At 61.3% G+C, this 15763-nt stretch carries 21 protein-coding genes; 9 read left to right on the top strand and 12 right to left on the bottom strand.

Translation table 11 applies throughout. The features are described from left to right. Positions 1-130: 130 nt before the first annotated feature. Both AC1D0I_RS20940 and AC1D0I_RS20935 read right to left on the bottom strand, forming a co-directional pair. The gene (locus AC1D0I_RS20940; RefSeq protein WP_184870665.1) at positions 131-562 is read right to left on the bottom strand and encodes a CBS domain-containing protein; all 432 of its coding nucleotides are present in this window, start codon (positions 560-562) and stop codon (positions 131-133) included. 89 nt (positions 563-651) lie between these two features. Then, on the bottom strand, positions 652-1413 hold the full coding sequence (locus AC1D0I_RS20935) for a rhomboid family intramembrane serine protease (RefSeq protein WP_477397420.1): 762 nt from the start codon (positions 1411-1413) through the stop codon (positions 652-654). Positions 1414-1803: 390 nt separating this feature from the next. Between AC1D0I_RS20935 and AC1D0I_RS20930 the strand changes: the two genes are divergently transcribed. From AC1D0I_RS20930 to AC1D0I_RS20910, 5 genes are all read left to right on the top strand, one after another. After that, on the top strand, positions 1804-2436 hold the full coding sequence (locus AC1D0I_RS20930) for a PAS domain-containing protein (RefSeq protein ID WP_477228507.1): 633 nt from the start codon (positions 1804-1806) through the stop codon (positions 2434-2436). Between the two features lie 117 nt (positions 2437-2553). Beyond that, the gene (locus AC1D0I_RS20925; RefSeq protein ID WP_095091678.1) at positions 2554-3171 is read left to right on the top strand and encodes a PilZ domain-containing protein; all 618 of its coding nucleotides are present in this window, start codon (positions 2554-2556) and stop codon (positions 3169-3171) included. 283 nt (positions 3172-3454) lie between these two features. After that, positions 3455-4063 carry a transglutaminase-like cysteine peptidase gene (locus AC1D0I_RS20920; RefSeq protein ID WP_477397418.1) on the top strand — a complete coding sequence of 203 codons (609 nt, stop codon included), beginning with the start codon at positions 3455-3457 and terminating at the stop codon, positions 4061-4063. 341 nt (positions 4064-4404) lie between these two features. Continuing rightward, on the top strand, positions 4405-5154 hold the full coding sequence (locus AC1D0I_RS20915) for an NYN domain-containing protein (RefSeq protein ID WP_477397416.1): 750 nt from the start codon (positions 4405-4407) through the stop codon (positions 5152-5154). Positions 5155-5277: 123 nt separating this feature from the next. Further along, the gene (locus AC1D0I_RS20910; protein WP_477397414.1) at positions 5278-5838 is read left to right on the top strand and encodes an ankyrin repeat domain-containing protein; all 561 of its coding nucleotides are present in this window, start codon (positions 5278-5280) and stop codon (positions 5836-5838) included. Between the two features lie 40 nt (positions 5839-5878). On the opposite strand, the gene AC1D0I_RS20905 is transcribed toward AC1D0I_RS20910, so the two are convergent. Together AC1D0I_RS20905 and AC1D0I_RS20900 are read right to left on the bottom strand one after the other, a co-directional pair. Continuing rightward, positions 5879-6406 (bottom strand): gamma carbonic anhydrase family protein, encoded by a 528-nt coding sequence (locus tag AC1D0I_RS20905; protein WP_477397412.1) that lies wholly within the window; start codon positions 6404-6406, stop codon positions 5879-5881. A gap of 19 nt (positions 6407-6425) precedes the next feature. Next, a complete protein-coding gene (locus tag AC1D0I_RS20900; RefSeq protein ID WP_457152792.1) occupies positions 6426-6767 on the bottom strand; it encodes a DUF6949 family protein in 342 nt (113 codons plus the stop codon). Positions 6768-6888: 121 nt separating this feature from the next. Between AC1D0I_RS20900 and AC1D0I_RS20895 the strand changes: the two genes are divergently transcribed. Further along, on the top strand, positions 6889-7620 hold the full coding sequence (locus tag AC1D0I_RS20895; protein WP_477397411.1) for a hypothetical protein: 732 nt from the start codon (positions 6889-6891) through the stop codon (positions 7618-7620). A gap of 63 nt (positions 7621-7683) precedes the next feature. Here AC1D0I_RS20895 and AC1D0I_RS20890 read toward each other — a convergent pair whose 3' ends face one another. The 3 genes from AC1D0I_RS20890 to AC1D0I_RS20880 form a co-directional block, all read right to left on the bottom strand. Continuing rightward, on the bottom strand, positions 7684-7887 hold the full coding sequence (locus tag AC1D0I_RS20890) for a DUF3126 family protein (protein WP_477397409.1): 204 nt from the start codon (positions 7885-7887) through the stop codon (positions 7684-7686). 152 nt (positions 7888-8039) lie between these two features. After that, on the bottom strand, positions 8040-8888 hold the full coding sequence (gene cysE, locus AC1D0I_RS20885; protein WP_095091679.1) for a serine O-acetyltransferase: 849 nt from the start codon (positions 8886-8888) through the stop codon (positions 8040-8042). A gap of 287 nt (positions 8889-9175) precedes the next feature. Further along, on the bottom strand, positions 9176-9814 hold the full coding sequence (locus AC1D0I_RS20880) for a VOC family protein (protein ID WP_477397407.1): 639 nt from the start codon (positions 9812-9814) through the stop codon (positions 9176-9178). A gap of 210 nt (positions 9815-10024) precedes the next feature. Between AC1D0I_RS20880 and AC1D0I_RS20875 the strand changes: the two genes are divergently transcribed. Continuing rightward, on the top strand, positions 10025-10657 hold the full coding sequence (locus tag AC1D0I_RS20875; RefSeq protein WP_477397459.1) for an HD domain-containing protein: 633 nt from the start codon (positions 10025-10027) through the stop codon (positions 10655-10657). On the opposite strand, the gene AC1D0I_RS20870 is transcribed toward AC1D0I_RS20875, so the two are convergent. The 3 genes from AC1D0I_RS20870 to AC1D0I_RS20860 form a co-directional block, all read right to left on the bottom strand. Beyond that, the gene (locus tag AC1D0I_RS20870; protein ID WP_477397405.1) at positions 10636-11403 is read right to left on the bottom strand and encodes an alpha/beta fold hydrolase; all 768 of its coding nucleotides are present in this window, start codon (positions 11401-11403) and stop codon (positions 10636-10638) included. The two genes, AC1D0I_RS20875 and AC1D0I_RS20870, sit on opposite strands and share 22 nt — an antisense overlap. 20 nt (positions 11404-11423) lie before the next feature. After that, complete coding sequence (locus AC1D0I_RS20865; RefSeq protein ID WP_477397403.1) at positions 11424-11987, bottom strand: DUF192 domain-containing protein; 564 nt, start codon at positions 11985-11987, stop codon at positions 11424-11426. A 215-nt stretch (positions 11988-12202) separates the two neighbouring features. Further along, positions 12203-12799 (bottom strand): cold-shock protein, encoded by a 597-nt coding sequence (locus tag AC1D0I_RS20860; RefSeq protein ID WP_457152787.1) that lies wholly within the window; start codon positions 12797-12799, stop codon positions 12203-12205. A gap of 208 nt (positions 12800-13007) precedes the next feature. Here AC1D0I_RS20860 and AC1D0I_RS20855 point away from each other — a divergent pair, with 208 nt between their 5' ends. Together AC1D0I_RS20855 and AC1D0I_RS20850 are read left to right on the top strand one after the other, a co-directional pair. Beyond that, complete coding sequence (locus AC1D0I_RS20855) at positions 13008-13448, top strand: VOC family protein (RefSeq protein ID WP_477397401.1); 441 nt, start codon at positions 13008-13010, stop codon at positions 13446-13448. A gap of 140 nt (positions 13449-13588) precedes the next feature. After that, complete coding sequence (locus tag AC1D0I_RS20850; protein ID WP_477397399.1) at positions 13589-13882, top strand: DUF2218 domain-containing protein; 294 nt, start codon at positions 13589-13591, stop codon at positions 13880-13882. Between the two features lie 5 nt (positions 13883-13887). Here the strand turns inward: AC1D0I_RS20850 and AC1D0I_RS20845 are convergent, their stop codons facing one another. Beyond that, positions 13888-14448, bottom strand: a complete 561-nt coding sequence (locus tag AC1D0I_RS20845) for a DUF1697 domain-containing protein (protein WP_477397397.1) — start codon at positions 14446-14448, stop codon at positions 13888-13890. Between the two features lie 15 nt (positions 14449-14463). Next, entirely contained in the window at positions 14464-15720 is a 1257-nt protein-coding gene (gene ilvA, locus AC1D0I_RS20840; RefSeq protein WP_095090734.1) for a threonine ammonia-lyase IlvA, read from the bottom strand. Between the last annotated feature and the right edge of the window lie 43 nt (positions 15721-15763).

The raw sequence follows: 15763 nt of genomic DNA, 5'->3' as shown, positions 1-15763 counted from the left end.
AACCGCCAAAAGAGACAAGCGTAAAGCCACAACCTGGCCTTTTCAGCCGCCTCGAACCCGACCGGGATCGACCACAGCCAGACCGCGGCTCCGCCGGTCGGTTCGCCGGCCGGCGGTTTCCGTTCACCGCTCAAGCGGTGGCGATGTAGGCCCTGATCTCGTCGGCCTCGCGCTCGACGTCCTCGATGCGGCGCTTGACCACGTCGCCGATGGACACGATGCCATCGAGCATACCGTCCTTTTCCACCGGCAGATGGCGGAAGCGGCCCTTGGTCATGATCTCCATCACCTCGTTGACGGTGTGGTTCTCATTGCAGATCTTCACCTTCGGCGTCATCGCCGAGCGCACGGCGATATCGAGCGCGGCTCCACCTTCCCTGGCGACCACCCGCACGATGTCGCGCTCCGAAAGAATGCCGACGATCTTGCGATCGCCATTGGTGATGACCAGCGCGCCAATCTTGTGTTCGGCCAGGATGCGGATGGCTTCGCTCAGCTTTTCGTTCGGCCCGAGCGTCAACACGTCATGGCCTTTCTTCTCGAGAATTGCCTTAACCGTCATGGCGTCCTCCTCCTCTGCTTTGCCTGCCGGTTCCTGCCCTGACCGGCTTCACATAAGAGTGAACATGGTGCGCCGTCATCGGTTGCATTTCAAGTGCGGCGGTCGGTGGTGTCCCATTCAGGCGCCTGCCATGGTCGGTCGAACCAGCGCAGGCCGAAGAAGCCGGCGACAAAGCCGCCAATATGGGCCTCCCAGGCGATCTGGCCGTCAATTCCGGGGGCAAAGCCGAGAAGGCCAGTGGCTAGGTTGATGATCATCCACACGGCAAGGAAGATCACGACGCCGCGCGAGCGCAGGACGATGGCGATTGGCAGCACGGGGCCGGCGAAGGCAGCCTTGCCGGCCGACGAGCGCTGGGTGTGGAAACCGAAACGCGCGGCAGCGCCCATCATGCCGGAAATAGCGCCCGATGCCCCGACCAGCGGCGCTTCTCCGTACGGATGCATGGCCCAGAAAAGCGCAACCGAAGCCAGCCCGGTCACCGCAAAGAACAGCGCGAACCGAAGCGGCCCCAGGCGATTTGCCAATGGCGAACCGAAAGCGGCGAGCCAGACCATGTTGATGGCAATATGGGCAAAGCTGCCATGCAGGAAGGCGTAGGTGAACGGGCGAGTGAAAAGGAACCAGTCGAAGCCGTATTTGCCGGTGTAGAGAACAGGGATGAAGGCCCCGTCGTAGAGCAGCGTCAGTTGCTGTTCCTGGGTTAGCACGTACTGCTGCAACAGGTAGACGACCGCGCATATGCCCATCACCGCCAGGACGACAGGTGGCAGATTGAACACCGGCTCTCGCCGTTGTTCGGCTCCATCCTCGATCGGCTCGATTTCCGAGGGGCCTTCCGGTTCGCTCATATGAAATTGCACTCAAGCAGGGATTCGGGTTCGAGCATCTAGATCACCCCCGAACGAACCGCAAACGGCGAATCGCCTCATCGCGAATCAAAAAAAAGCCGCTCAAGGTTTCCCTTGAACGGCCGGTCGAGCCCCCTGCTCCCCCTAAAACTCTTAACTGAAGTGCTGCCGATCGTCGCGAAACGACCGCTTCTGGAGTGGTTTTTGTGTGCCATAGGGGCCGCCTCGCTGCAACGTCAACCAGTTGTTAACCTTAACGGCCCCGACCCGTGAACAAGTGTTAACGACGCTGGCACGCTTCCTGCTCCGCAACGCATGTAGGTCATCGGAGGGCGCCCTTTCTGTTCACCGATGGGACATCAGACGACAGATTGCGCGGAGCAGAATAGCATGAACCAGAACGGATCGATCACGCTGTTCCAATATTGGAACCGCCTGCGTGACGGACGCCCCGCCCCGAAGCGTTCGGAGGTCGAGCCGGCCGACATCAAGTCGCTGCTGGCCGATACGTTCATCCTGGAAAGGGACACGCGCGGACAAGCCGTCTTCCGGCTCGCCGGCACCAGGCTTTGCGCCTATTATGGCCGTGAGCTCAAGGGGTTTTCCTTTCCGTCGCTGTGGCGCGAGAAGGATCAGCGGCTCGTCTCGAGGCTGATCCATGGCGTCTTCGACCAGAAGTCGGTCGTGCTCATCGCCTTCGAGGGTTTCAGCCGCAACGGCCGTACCAACAAGTTCGAACTGCTCGCCTTGCCGCTTGACGGCGGTGTTGAAAATCCGCGCTGCCTGGGCGTGATAAGCGCCGTGGAGAAGCCCTTCTGGCTGGGTGCCGATCCGATCACCGACGCGTTGATCGATTCGATTCGCGTCATCGATCCGGAGAAGGAACTCCTCAACAACCGTCCGGCGATCGATGTTCCTTCGCTCGTTCCCGACGAACTCGCGACACCCGAGACGATATCAGCGTTAGGCCGCGCGCGCCGCATCCGCCATCTCGTCGTCTTCGATGGCGGACGCGAGGAATAGGGGCCAAATCTCGCCGCAACGGGGCCTGCTTTTCCCCTTTGTTAACCCTTATTGTTGTACTTCTCCGATGAAGTTCCTCGCATCGACGCGCGGGATGCCAAACGAGGTGTGGCAGTCATGAGGTCAGCGGCGGTCGACTATGCGCCGTCCCAAGCTGAAAGGCGTAACTTTCAGCGCGTCCGGGTCAAGATTTACGGGCGCTTCATGCTGGAAGACCGCACCGAACACCCCTGCCAGGTCGTCGACATGTCACCGGGCAATGTAGCGCTTCGCACCGAACGCATTGGCATGCCGGGCGAAAAAGTCATCGCTTATATCGACCATATCGGCCGCATCGAAGGTGTCGTTACGCGCACCTTGCAGGACGGTTTCGCGATGACCGTCATCGCGTCCGACCGCAAGAAGGACAAGCTTGCCGCGCAGTTGACGTGGCTTGCCAACAAGCACGAACTCGACCTGCCGGAAGACCGCCGGCACGAGCGTGTCGCGCCGCGCAACCCGACCAGCGTGCTGCAGCTCACCGACGGGCGCCAGTACCAGTGCCGTATCATCGACCTGTCGCTTTCCGGCGCCGCGATCGAGATCGACGTCAAGCCGGCGATCGGCGTCCAGGTCATGCTCGGCACGATGCGCGGGCAGATCGTCCGCCATTTCGAGGACGGCGTCGCCATCGAATTCGCCGTCATCCAGCGTCCCGAAACGCTCGATTCCGAATTCAACACCCCGCGCGCCTGACAAGGCCGACACAAGCACTCCAGGAAACCGGCCTTTGCGGCCGGTTTTTTTATTTTTCATGCCCGGACGGAGAAGCTTCGACAGTCCGCGACCGTTCCCTGCAGGGCCAGCATGACAAGAGGCTCACCGACCGCCCCGTCGCAAAACTCCAAAAAATTCAATACTCAAGTGATTCAAATTTTACGCTTATTCTACTGAGGTTTTACTCAATATCTACTTCGCACTTTTGCCCCAAATAAATCCACATGTGGCAATGTCTCCTTCGAACGGGGAGACTACCGGAATGAAGAAGACGAGGGGCAAGCTGTTGCTGGCGGCAATGGCGATGCAGCTTACCGCTTGGGGATCAGCATATGCCGCGGGACCGGCCTATATGCACACCGGCGGACGCACCACGCAGCCTGTTGGCCATTATGAATTCTGCCAGCGCATACCTGGCGAATGCAGCGAACGGACGCCCAAGGGCCCACCGGTCGAACTGACGCGCAAATTGTGGGCGACGATCGTCAGCATCAACAATTCGGTCAACACGAGGGTCAAGCCGCGCACCGACATGGAAAATTACGGTGCCGAGGAATACTGGGCCTATCCCGACAATGGCTATGGCGATTGCGAAGACTACGCGCTGGAAAAGCGCCGCGAATTGATGAATGCGGGCGTGCCGGCCGGAAATCTGCTGATGACTGTCGCGCGCCAGCCGAACGGCGACGGCCACGCGGTGCTGACCGTGCGCACCAGCCTTGGGGAATTCATCCTCGACAATCTGGAAACCAAGGTGCTCGCCTGGACGGACACGGACTACACCTATCTCAAGCGCCAGTCAGACCAGAATTCCGGTGTTTGGGTGACGATCAACGATGGCCGTTCAGACGCGGTCGCCAGCGTCCGCTAATGCATGTCGCTCAAAAGCGGCCCCGGTTTTGAGATAACGACATGCATAAACTAGAGGTCAAGCGCGTCGCATGAAGGCGACCGCTTCAGGAGAAACCCGGTCGAGTCCCCACCCTCCCCGTCCCCAACGACCGGGTCAAAGGAGCCGGCCCCGTCCCCGGGCCGGCTCCGCCATTTCTGGGATAATCTTTTGAWACCCCGATAAAGGCACAATTCCAACAGCTTAGATTTCGATTTGCGGCTTACTTCTGCTACAACGGCAGAGTAGTGAACCGCGGTTGGTGATGAGTTTCACCAGCTACAGTTCGAAACTCGAGAGTGCGTCAGCCCAGGAAGTGTCGCATGCCGACCGAACCCCGATCACCGCGCCTTGCGGTTCTTATCGACGCCGACAACGCTTCGGCCAAGATTGTCGACGGCCTGTTCGAGGAGATCGCGAAGATTGGCGAAGCCAGCGTCCGCCGCATCTACGGTGACTTTTCAAACGTCCGGTCGAAGGGATGGGCTGATGTCTTGTCAAAGCATGCGATTATCCCGCAGCAGCAGTTCGCTAACACCATCGGGAAAAACGCGTCCGATATCACACTGGTGATCGACGCCATGGACCTGCTTCACAGCGGTCGTTTCGACGGTTTCTGCCTGGTCTCTTCCGACAGTGATTTCACCCGGCTTGCTGCGCGCATACGCGAACAAGGCGTCGACGTGTTCGGGTTTGGGGAGCAGAAAACTCCAGAAAGTTTCCGGCAAGCATGTCGGCGTTTCGTCTATACCGAAAATCTTCTGCGCGGCACCGCAAACACTCACGATAGTGCGCCCGCAGCCAAGCCGCTTCAAGTGCCCAGTGCCGCGATTCCCATGCTCAAGAAGGTCATCGGCCAGATGGAAGGCGAGGATGGTTGGGTACACCTCGGAAACTTCGGACACCGGCTATCAAACCTGTTTTCAGATTTTGATCCCCGCAGCTACGGTTTCAGCAAACTGAGCGATCTGGTGAGGAACACAGACGCATTTGAAATCGAAGTCCAGGGCGGAGCCATGCGAATACGGACCAAGCCTACGGCTGGGAAGAAGGTAAAAAACAAAACCGCTTAGCGATGCCTAGAGGGTCATAGGTCCCATCGACCCGCCAATCGCGCCAGAACATCAAGGCTGCCTTTCCACGGGCAGGAGATCGAGGCACTATAGGCCGTTGGTTTCGCCTTCTGGATCACAGCGATGTTGGAAATCCCGGAAGATCGATGCGAGCGCCATCGCCTGTTCAAGGCGATCGACGATGCCTTCAAGGCCGGCGATTTCGAGGGCCTCGGCGTGGCCTTGGGCGGCTCGCCCTGCTGGTTCGACGAGCGCATGCCGTTCGAACTCGGCCTCGGGCACCCGCTGGAATATGCGATCTATTGGAGTCCCTTAGGATTCATCTCGACTTTGCTGGATGCAGGCTCGGATCCGAATTATCAGGATCACGGTGGATTTCCGGCAATCATTGCGGCGCTATCCACCGACCGGGTCGACAGGCTGGAAATCGTGCGGGTGCTGATCGAGGGTGGCGCCGATCCCAATATGCGGGGCGTGAACGACTGGACGCCGCTTCACTATTCGGTGGCCGTCCGGAGCGTCGAGGCGATCGGCCTGCTTTTGGCGGCAGGCGCCGACCCCGCGCTCGAAACCCGCATCGATGACTACAGGACAGCCGCCGAGGAAGCCGACATTGCCGRCTTTGAGGCTGGCGCTTCCCTGCTGCGCGATGCGATGGCCAGGCGCAGTTCCAACCGACGGTGAGTTGGGGCGCGATGAAACCATCGGCGAGCGAGGTCTCACCTCAAACCTTCTTCAATCCCGCCTTGAAGCGCTTGCCATTGGCGACGTAGTGCGCGGCCGAGCCGCGCAGTCTGGAAACGGCCGCCTCGTCCAGCACCCTCACCGCCTTGGCCGGCGAGCCGACGATCAGTGAATTGTCAGGGAATTCCTTTCCCTCTGTGACCAGCGCGCCGGCGCCAACCAGCGAGTTCCTGCCGATCCTCGCGCCGTTCAGCACGATGGCGCCCATGCCGACCAGGCTGTTGTCGCCGATCGTGCAGCCGTGCAGCAAGGCGCGGTGGCCGATGGTGCAGCCTTGCCCGATGGTCAGCGGGAAGCCCGGATCGGTGTGCATCACCGTGTGTTCCTGCACATTGGTGTCGGCACCGATGACGATCGGCTCATTGTCGCCGCGGATGACGGCGCCGAACCAGAAGCCGGCATTGCGGCCGACGCGCACGTCGCCGATCAGCGTCGCGTCGGGCGCGATCCAGTTTGAGTCCGCATCCGTGAAGCTCGGTTCCGTTCCATCGATCGCGTAAAGCGGCATTTTCGGTCTCCGAATCGTCTCAGCCTGGAAGGCTGGAGCCTAGGAGACCGATCGTCCAGGAGGCAATGGCAAGCACGACGACGCCCAGCGCCAAAGACCAGGCGATGGCCGTGCAGCCGCAGGACATCAGCGCCAAGGTCGAAATGCGGCGCTCACGCCGGGCATCGAGGGCGTCGTTGACCAACATGAAGGGGCCCGCACAAGCGGTGGCGAGCAGCGAGCGCAGCAGATGCGACGGCGACACATAGGGCTCTGTGAAAGCGACCTTGCGGCCCGACACCAGTTCCATCATCGATCCAGCCAGCCCGCAAGCTGTCATCCCGACGACAAAAGCGAATACGGTGAGTTCCAGCGTGCCCATCTTTACGTTCCATTTACCATGAAATTGCACAGTCGTTCCATGAAGGCTGCAAGAGCCGTGCCGCGCGATGTGTGCCGCCCGAGGACACCCAAGGGCGGACGGCCGATATCTAAGGACTGAGATGAAGCAGGCAGCGATCAGCGACGGCCCCCAACTCACCGTGGTCGATTCCGTCTTGATGAAGCGGGTGTTCTACGCATTCGCGGCGCTGGCGCTGCTGTCGGTAGCGATCAGCCTTGCCGGCAAATGGTTCGGCCATTCGATCGCCATGGCCGGATACACCGATGACGCAACGATCCATCAGGTGGTGATCGGCAACAATGTCATCGCCGTGCCGGCCAACGTGATCCGTTTCGCCCAGGCCCGGCGCGACGGCATTGCCTCGCGGCTCGACCTCTATCTGCGCTATCCCCAGATGGACGGCTACAGCGAGCCGGCGCGCGACGATTTCAATCACATGGGAGCGAGCAGGAGCATCATCTTCCTGTCCTTCGAACAGCAGATGATGTCGCGCGACATGAGCGGCCGCTTCGCGCCGATCTACAGTGCGTTGATCATCCAACCCGGCATTGCTGGCCCCGGCGGCACGACGGTGTACGGCTTCAACGAGAAATCAGGGTACCTGAACGAGGTGCTGGTTGTCGGCAAGCGCCCTGGCAAGGACCCGTTCGTGGCCCGCTGCCTGAGCGGGCCGAGTGCCGAGGAATCGCTGGCGCCCTGCGAGCGCGACATCCAGGTTGGCGACGAGCTCAGCCTCACCTATCGCTTCCCCAGGGAGTTCCTGGGTGACTGGCAGGCGCTCGATGCGGCAATCGCCGGCCAAGCCGCGCGCTTCCTGAAAAAAGGACATTAGGAGGGGAAATCGGGCTGGCCGGCCGCATTCGAAGCGGAGCCGGCCGAGCGCAGGATTACTGGCTCAGGCCAGGTCGATGTCGAGGATCGCCATCGAAAAATTGTAGTCGCCGTCGTCCTCGTCCTTGAAGACGATGCCGAGGAACTCGTTGCCGACATAGACCTCGGCCGAATCTTCCTTGCGCGGCCGTGCCTTGACCTCGAGCTTGGGGTTCTGGAAGACGCGCTTGAAATAGGCGTCCAGCTTTCTGATTTCGTCGGGCTTCAACAGTCTTCTCCGATCATCGGGCTTGCTCGTTCGAACGCGCTTCTGGCACGTCGACAATGGCGATGTAAAGGCAAGCGGCCCGATAACACGGGAACAATCGCCCGCTCCTTCCCACGGCCGGCACCCGGCCGCAGGCAGCGGGCAGATGAAAATCAGATGTCGAAGCTGACGACCTGATCCATCGTCTGCGACGGCAGAAGCTGGTCCATCTGGCGCGACGGCTGATCGCAGCCCGTCTCGCCGACAACGCGGGCCGGCACGCCGGCAACCGTCTTGTTGTGCGGTACAGGCGACAGCACCACCGAGCCTGCCGCGATCTTCGAGCAATGGCCGATTTCGATGTTGCCCAGGATCTTGGCGCCGGCGCCGATCAACACGCCGTAGCGGATCTTGGGGTGACGGTCGCCGCCGGCCTTGCCGGTGCCGCCCAGCGTCACGCCATGCAGGATCGACACATCATCCTCGATGACCGCGGTCTCGCCGACGACGAGGCCGGTGGCATGGTCGATGAAGATGCCCTTGCCGATGCGGGCGGCCGGGTTGATGTCGGTCTGGAAGACCGAGGACGAACGGCTCTGCAGATAGAGCGCGAAATCCTTACGGCCCTGCTTCCACAGCCAATGCGCCAGCCGATGGGTCTGGATGGCGTGAAAGCCCTTGAAATAGAGCACCGGCATGATGAAGCGGTCGCAGGCCGGATCGCGGTCGTAATAGGCCTGGATGTCGACACGCACGGTCGTCGGCCAGTCCTTGTCGTCGGCCAGCATCGACTTGAAGGTTTGGCGGATGAGATCGGAGCCGATGTCCTGATGGTCGAGCCGCTCGGCCAGCCGATGGATGACCGCCTCTTCCAGGCTGTCCTGGTTGAGGATGGTGGAATAGAGGAACGCGGCAAGCAGCGGGTCGCGGTTGACCGCCTCCATCGCCTCGTCGCGGATCGAGCGCCAGATCGGATCGACCGGCTGCAATGCGCTCTGTCGGGAAATGCTGATGCTGTTCATCGCCGTCTCGTCCTGCGTCTGCCGGCCTGGCCTGTTGTGTCTGCCTGTTGTCCGGCCGCACATATAAGCCAGATCATAGCACGATTGAACTCAATTTTCCTTAGTGCAATGTCAAATGGATTTGGTTCGCGGGAATTCAAGCGGCCATGGAAAACGAACCCTTGATCGACGACGGGCCGAACAAGCGACCCTTCCGCGCTTGGCCGGGCGCAAAGCATGGCGATCAGATGGCCTGCGAGCCCAAGTGAACCGCGACATCGATGGCGCCGCGCTACCATGGCCGCTGGTCACGTCGGCAGCGGCTTGCCGGCCTGTTCGGCCACCATGTATTCGGCATACCAGTCGGGCCAGTTTTCATCGCGCTGTCCGCCGGTCCGCGTCTCGTGCCCGCCATGMGCGGCCGCCGCACGCCGCAGCGCGGCGGCAAGTTCGGTCGATGAGGTGAATGTCGTGTCGTGCGCATCCACGCGCCCAGGCAATCGCTGGGTGATCTCCTGCAGCAGCCAGCTGTTGCCGTCCGGGTCGCTGAACGAGGCAAAGGAGGAATAGCTGCGCCCCTCCGGATCTCTGCCGCTGATCGGCGGCTGCCCGGGCGCCGCACGGTGAAACACTTCGCTCGCATCGACCCCGCGCGCCACCAGTTCGGCACGTGCCGCCACGATATCGGACACCACGAGATAAAGTCCCTTTGCAGAGCCTGGCGCGGCGGTCGTGAGACCCTTGCCAAAATGGATCGAGCATGGCGAACCCGGGGGCGTGAACTGTATGACCCGAAACGCATCGCCAACGATGAAGTCGGCGTCCAGCCTCCAGCCCAGGCCACCATAGAAACGCTTGGCCCGATCGGCATCCGAAACGGAAATGATGACGGCCTCCAGCTTCATGTCGATAGTCCCCGGTCTCGGGGTCTCGGTTGCGGTGGTCATGTCAGGCTCCTTGGGTTTGAGTGCTTTGAAAATGACAACATGCGTCCGAGCGAGTGACCGTGTGGATCCTGCTCATGCCAAGCAGCTTCCCGCCATCATGCGAATTGGTCAATCGGCTGCGGCACCATGACTCCCCCGACGCCTTCTGCTAGGCCGTGTTTTGGCCCAGGATGCCGGGAGTATTTCATCGGGTGGATAGTGACGTCGTTTCTGGAAAACGAACCCTTGATCGACGACGCGCTGAAAAGTGAGCTTTCGGCGCTCTACGCCGCGCAAGACCGTCACTATCACAACCTTGCCCATATCGAGGCGATGCTGGCGCTCGCAGGCGGCTATCGAGGGTTGCTCGGCGATCCCGAAGCCGTCGAAGCGGCGATCTGGTTCCACGATGCCATTTATGACAGCAAGGCCAAGGACAATGAGATCCAAAGTGCCGCCCTTGCCGAGAAGAAGCTCGCGGGCCGCGCTGAAGCCGGGCGCCTCGACCGCATCTCGGCGATGATCGTCGCTACAGCCACCCACCAACTGCCGTTGTTTGACGACCCGACGGCAGTACGGGACGCCAGCCTTTTCCTCGACATGGATCTGTCAATCCTGGGTGCTGCGCCGGATGCCTTCGATGCCTATGAACGTGCTGTGCGGCGCGAATATCACTGGGTTGAGGAGCCGATGTGGCGGGCCGGCCGCAGCGCGGTCCTGAAGAATTTCCTCGCCCGCCCGCATATCTTCCACACCGAAGAGTTTCGCCGGCGCTTCGAGCCGCAGGCCCGAGCGAATATGGCGCGCTCGTTGGCGGCCCTTACGCCCCCGCCGCCGTCCGCTCAGAGCGGATTTTCGGCATAGAACTCCAGCACGCGTTGCTTGAAGGTCTTGTCCCCGACCGCCAGCATATGGTCCCGGCCCTCGATGTGAAAGGCCCTGGCGTTCGGCATCAATGCCGCGAGTTCGTCGGGCGAACCGCCAATGTCGTCCGTCGTGCCGACGGCGATCAGCGTCGGCTGGGCAATGCGCGCAAGATCGTCCTCGCTCAGCAATTCTCTCGACCTGGCGATACAGGCGGCCAGCGCCCGGCGGTCGCTGCGGGTCTGGTCGGCGAAGGCGCGAAACGATCGCCCGCGCCGATGACTGGTTGCCGCGGGATCGTCGGCGAGCAGGGCCGCAGCGATCGGATCCCAATCGCCGACGCCGTCGATCATGCCGATGCCGAGACCGCCGAAGACCAGCGTCGCCACCTTGTCCGGATCGGACAGCGCCAGGAACGCCGCGATGCGCGCGCCCATCGAATAGCCCATGACATGGGCGCGCTCGATGCCGAGATGGCCAAGCAAGGCGGCGGCATCCGAAGCCATCTTGTCCGGCGTGTAATCGGCCTCGTCATAACTCTTCGACGACGAGCCGTGGCCGCGATTGTCGAAGGCGATGGCGCGGTAACCGGCATCGTTCAGCGTCTTGAACCAGCCCGGCGATACCCAATTGACATAGTGGGTCGAGGCAAAGCCGTGGATCATCAGCACCGGATCGCCCTTACCCGACGCCGGCTGGCGGTCGAGGAAGGCAAGATCAAAGCCGTCATGGGTGAAAACCTGCATCAGCGATCCCGCCTGCGCACTCAACCGGCACCGCCGTTGGGCGCATCGCCATTGTCCGATGGCGGCACGCCCGGACCAGACGCCGTGCCAACGGCCGGATGGCGTAACAGGTCGCCATACTCGATGCCTTTCCTGGCGGCGGTGCCAGCTTTGAGCTCCAGCACGAAACGCACCGGCACGCCAGGCGAAATGATGGCCTCGGATTGCGGCTCGCCGTGTTTGATCGCCCGGATCTTGCCGTCCTGGCCGACAAAGATCAGATCAAGCGGCATCGGGGTGTTCTGCATCCAGAAGCCAACCTGCTGCTGGATATCGAAGACGAACAACATGCCATGGTCGTCCGCCATGTCCTGGCGGTACATCAGCCCAGCCTCGCGCTCCGCGGCGGTGTTGGCGACTTCGATGGAAAAAGAACGATCGCCGCCTTTCGTCACCACAACCAGCGGCGCCGGATCGACAGGAAGGACCATCGCCCGGCTGTCGGCCGCGGTCGGCCGGTCGGAATAGAAGTAAGCACCCGCGGCCACGACCACGGCGACAATGGCGCACAACACACCCGCCGTCAGCCAGTTCCTGTAAGCCATTCAAAATCCTCGGCCGGAAATTGTCCTGGAGCACGTCGCCTCGGATCAGGCTCGTGGGCATGCCTTTGGGCGACATGCATTAGACCACGATCCCGAAAAGTGGAACCGATTTTCTCGGACAAACGGAAACCGTATGTCCAGAGATCATGGTCAAACAAAGAGGAGATCGAGCGCCATCCCGATCTGTCGGGATGGGCCACTTTTGGGCGACTGAATTAGTGCGAGACCGGCAAGGTCCCCATGTCGGGGTGAATCTCGGCGGCCATAAGGCCTTTGTCGCCGCGCCCGAAACGAACCAGCACGACTTGCCCCGGCCGAAGCTCGGTGATGCCGTAACGGCGCAAGGTCTCCATGTGGACGAAGATGTCCTCGGTGCCCTCGCCGCGGGTCAGAAAACCAAACCCCTTGGTGCGGTTGAACCATTTCACCAAAGCGCGTTCGAGGCCGCTTTCCGGCGTCACCGCGATATGGGTGCGCTGCTCCTGCATTTCGGCAGGATGGACCGCGGTGGTGACGTCCATGGAGAGCACCCGGAAGGCCTGCAATCCGCGATCGCCCTGCTTGACGAGGCAGACCACGCGTGCGCCCTCCAGGGCCGTCTGGAAGCCGTCCTTTCGAAGACATGTCACATGGAGAAGGATGTCGCCCGAGATGCCGTCATCTGGAAGGATGAAACCGTAGCCCTTGGCCACATCGAACCACTTGATGGCGCCAGCGACTTCGAGCAGATCGGCAGCATCGCCGCCTTCGTCACGATGCAAGGCGTCGCCAAGGGTTCCGTTCCGCCCCGTGAAAGAGGCCTTTTCCCCCATAACAATGCCCCCTTATTTTTCAAGAACACCGCAACTGATTCTTGACACCAGATTAACACCGCGGCTTCCGGTGTGTGCAAGACCTGACGTGCCTTTTTTGGGGGAATACCGGATTTGTTCTTTGCCGGCATTGCGCAGTGCCGAACGATTGCCCTTTGAGCGGGTCGACCCTATGTTGCGCCGCAACGCAATTCATCGAGGAAATCACATGCGCTATCTGCACACCATGGTCCGCGTCGCCGACGTCGACGCCTCGCTCGATTTCTACTGCGCCAAGCTCGGCCTCAAGGAGGTGCGCCGCTACGAAAACGAGCAAGGCCGCTTCACGCTGATCTTCCTGGCCGCACCGGAAGACGAGGAGAGCGGCGTCAACGAAAAAGCACCGTTGGTCGAACTGACCTACAATTGGGATCCGGAAGACTACAAGGGCGGGCGTAATTTCGGCCACCTCGCCTATGAGGTCGACGACATCTACGCCACCTGCCAGCATCTGATGGACAATGGCGTCACCATCAACCGGCCGCCGCGCGATGGCAACATGGCCTTCATCAGGTCGCCGGACGGCATTTCGATCGAGCTCCTGCAAAAAGGCCCGGCCAAGGCCAAGGCCGAGCCTTGGGCTTCAATGGTGAACACCGGCAGCTGGTAGGCCTCGATCCGGGCGAAAGATCGCCCGGCAGCCTTTTGGCGTTTTGCGCGACGGCACCTATCTACCCGGCTGTCGCGCCAGCCTGGCAAGCCTGGCGCCATGTCAAGCAATGGGCGCCTGCCATCCCGGAGAGTTCACTGATGCCGACCAGCCATGCCGATGTCGCCACCGAACATGCCAGCCGCTATTTGCAGCAGCTGTGCAAGCACTGGGCGCACAAATTCCCCGTGGAGTTCGATCCGCTCCATGGCACGATCGATCTCTCGCTCGGTCGCACGGTGATGGATGCCGATGCGAGCGCGCTGCATATCACGGTGTCAACTGAGGAAAACGGATCACTCGAGCGGCTGGAAAGCGTCGTCGCCGATCACATCAAGCGCTTTGCTTTTCGCGAAGAACTGACCTTCGACTGGAAGCCCGCCGCGGCAGCGTAACCGGCCTAAGCTCTGCCTGCCTGACCGGCCATCGCCAGCAGAGCCAACACCGAGCGCCAGTTGCGAGCGGTGCCCGGCACTTTCAGCGTACGCGGGATCAGGCCGGCAAAGACCGATTTGCCGAGCCCGTCCGGCGCGTGCAAATAGAGCACGTCGCCCTTGATCAAGAACCGTTCGGGACCGGCGCACTTTTCGGCCAGCCGCGCCACCTCATCGCCGGTCGGCTCGCGCTCCAGCACATAGGCGTGGAGCTTCGTGTGGTCCGCGGCCACTTCCGGATAGGGATTTTCGCTCACCAGCCGCTCGAACCAGCCGAGATCGCGCACCATGATGCGCGAATGGAATCCCCATTTCTTCTCGAAGGCTGCTTCGATCTGTTTCGTCAGCGTCGCCGCGTCACCCGACTTTGCCCGAAACACGGCATTGCCGCTCTGGACATAGGTGGCGACATCGGAAAATCCGAGGTCCTGGAAGAACGACCGCAGCTCCGCCATCTTGACGATGCGGTTGCCGCCGACATTGATGCCGGAAAACAGCGCAACGAAGCTTTTTCCCTGATCGGTCATCTGATCATCGATCACTCATATGATGAACCCGGCCAGTGTCTCGTTGTCGGTGATATCCTGGTACTGGACGCCTTCGGCCTCAAAATTCGCCTTGAGCAGGTCGAAATTGCGGCGATCCTTGGTTTCGATGCCGATCAGCACCGAACCGAAATTGCGGGCCGATTTCTTCAGATATTCGAAGCGGGCGATGTCGTCGTCGGGCCCAAGCATTTCAAGGAAATCGCGCAAGGCGCCCGGCCGCTGCGGAAAGCGGATGATGAAGTATTTCTTCAGGCCCTCGAAGCGCAGAGCCCGCTCCTTAACGTCGGGCAGACGCTCGAAATCGAAATTGCCGCCCGAAACCACGGCGACGATCGTCTTGCCCCTGATCTCCTTCCTGGAAAAATCCTTCAGCGCGTCGATCGCCAGCGCGCCGGCCGGCTCCAGCACGACGCCTTCGACATTGAGCATCTCGATCATGGTGGCGCAGAGCCGGTTCTCCGGGATCAGCCGCACCATGTCGGCTGGGAAATCCTTGAGATGCCGCAACGGCTCGCGGCCAATCTCGGCGACCGCCGCGCCATCGACGAAATTGTCGACCTTGGCGAGCTTCAGGCGCTTTCCGGCAATGAGGCTCTCCCGCAGGCTAGGCGCACCGGCCGGCTCACAGAAGACGAAGCGGGCTTCGCGGCCCTGATCGGCGAAATAATGGGTGACGCCGGCGGCGAGCCCGCCACCGCCGACCGGCAGCATGATGATGTCGGGCATACGGGCGCCCGGCATCTGGTCTGATATCTCATAGGCGACAGTCGCCTGGCCCTCGATGATGTCCTTGTGGTCGAAGGGCGGCACCATGTGGGCGCCGGAACTTTCGGTGAATTCGAAGGCGGCGCGGTAGCAATCGTCGAAAAAGTCGCCGACCAGCCTGATCTCGACGAAATCGCCGCCGAACAGCCTGGTCTTGTCGATCTTCTGCTGCGGCGTCGTCACCGGCATGAAGACGACGCCTTTCTTGCCGAAGTGGCGGCAGACGAAAGCGAAGCCCTGCGCATGGTTGCCGGCGGACGCGCAGACGAACAGTTCAGCCTCGTTGCCGGCCGCAAGTGTCTTGCGGAAGAAATTGAAGGCGCCACGGATCTTGTAGGAACGCACCGGCGACAGGTCCTCACGCTTCAGCAGCACCCGAGCCCCGGTCTTTTTCGACAGGTAGTCGTTCTCCTGCAGCGGCGTTTCCGGAAAGATCTGGCGGATCGCGGCGGCAGCGGTGGCGACACGGGAAGAGAAACTGTTCATCGGAAAACCACCTTGCACCGCCTGTTATCCGCAGACCGCTATC

This window comes from Mesorhizobium sp. P2_D1, assembly GCF_056404455.1.
This window is presented reverse-complemented; position numbering and strand designations above follow the sequence as displayed.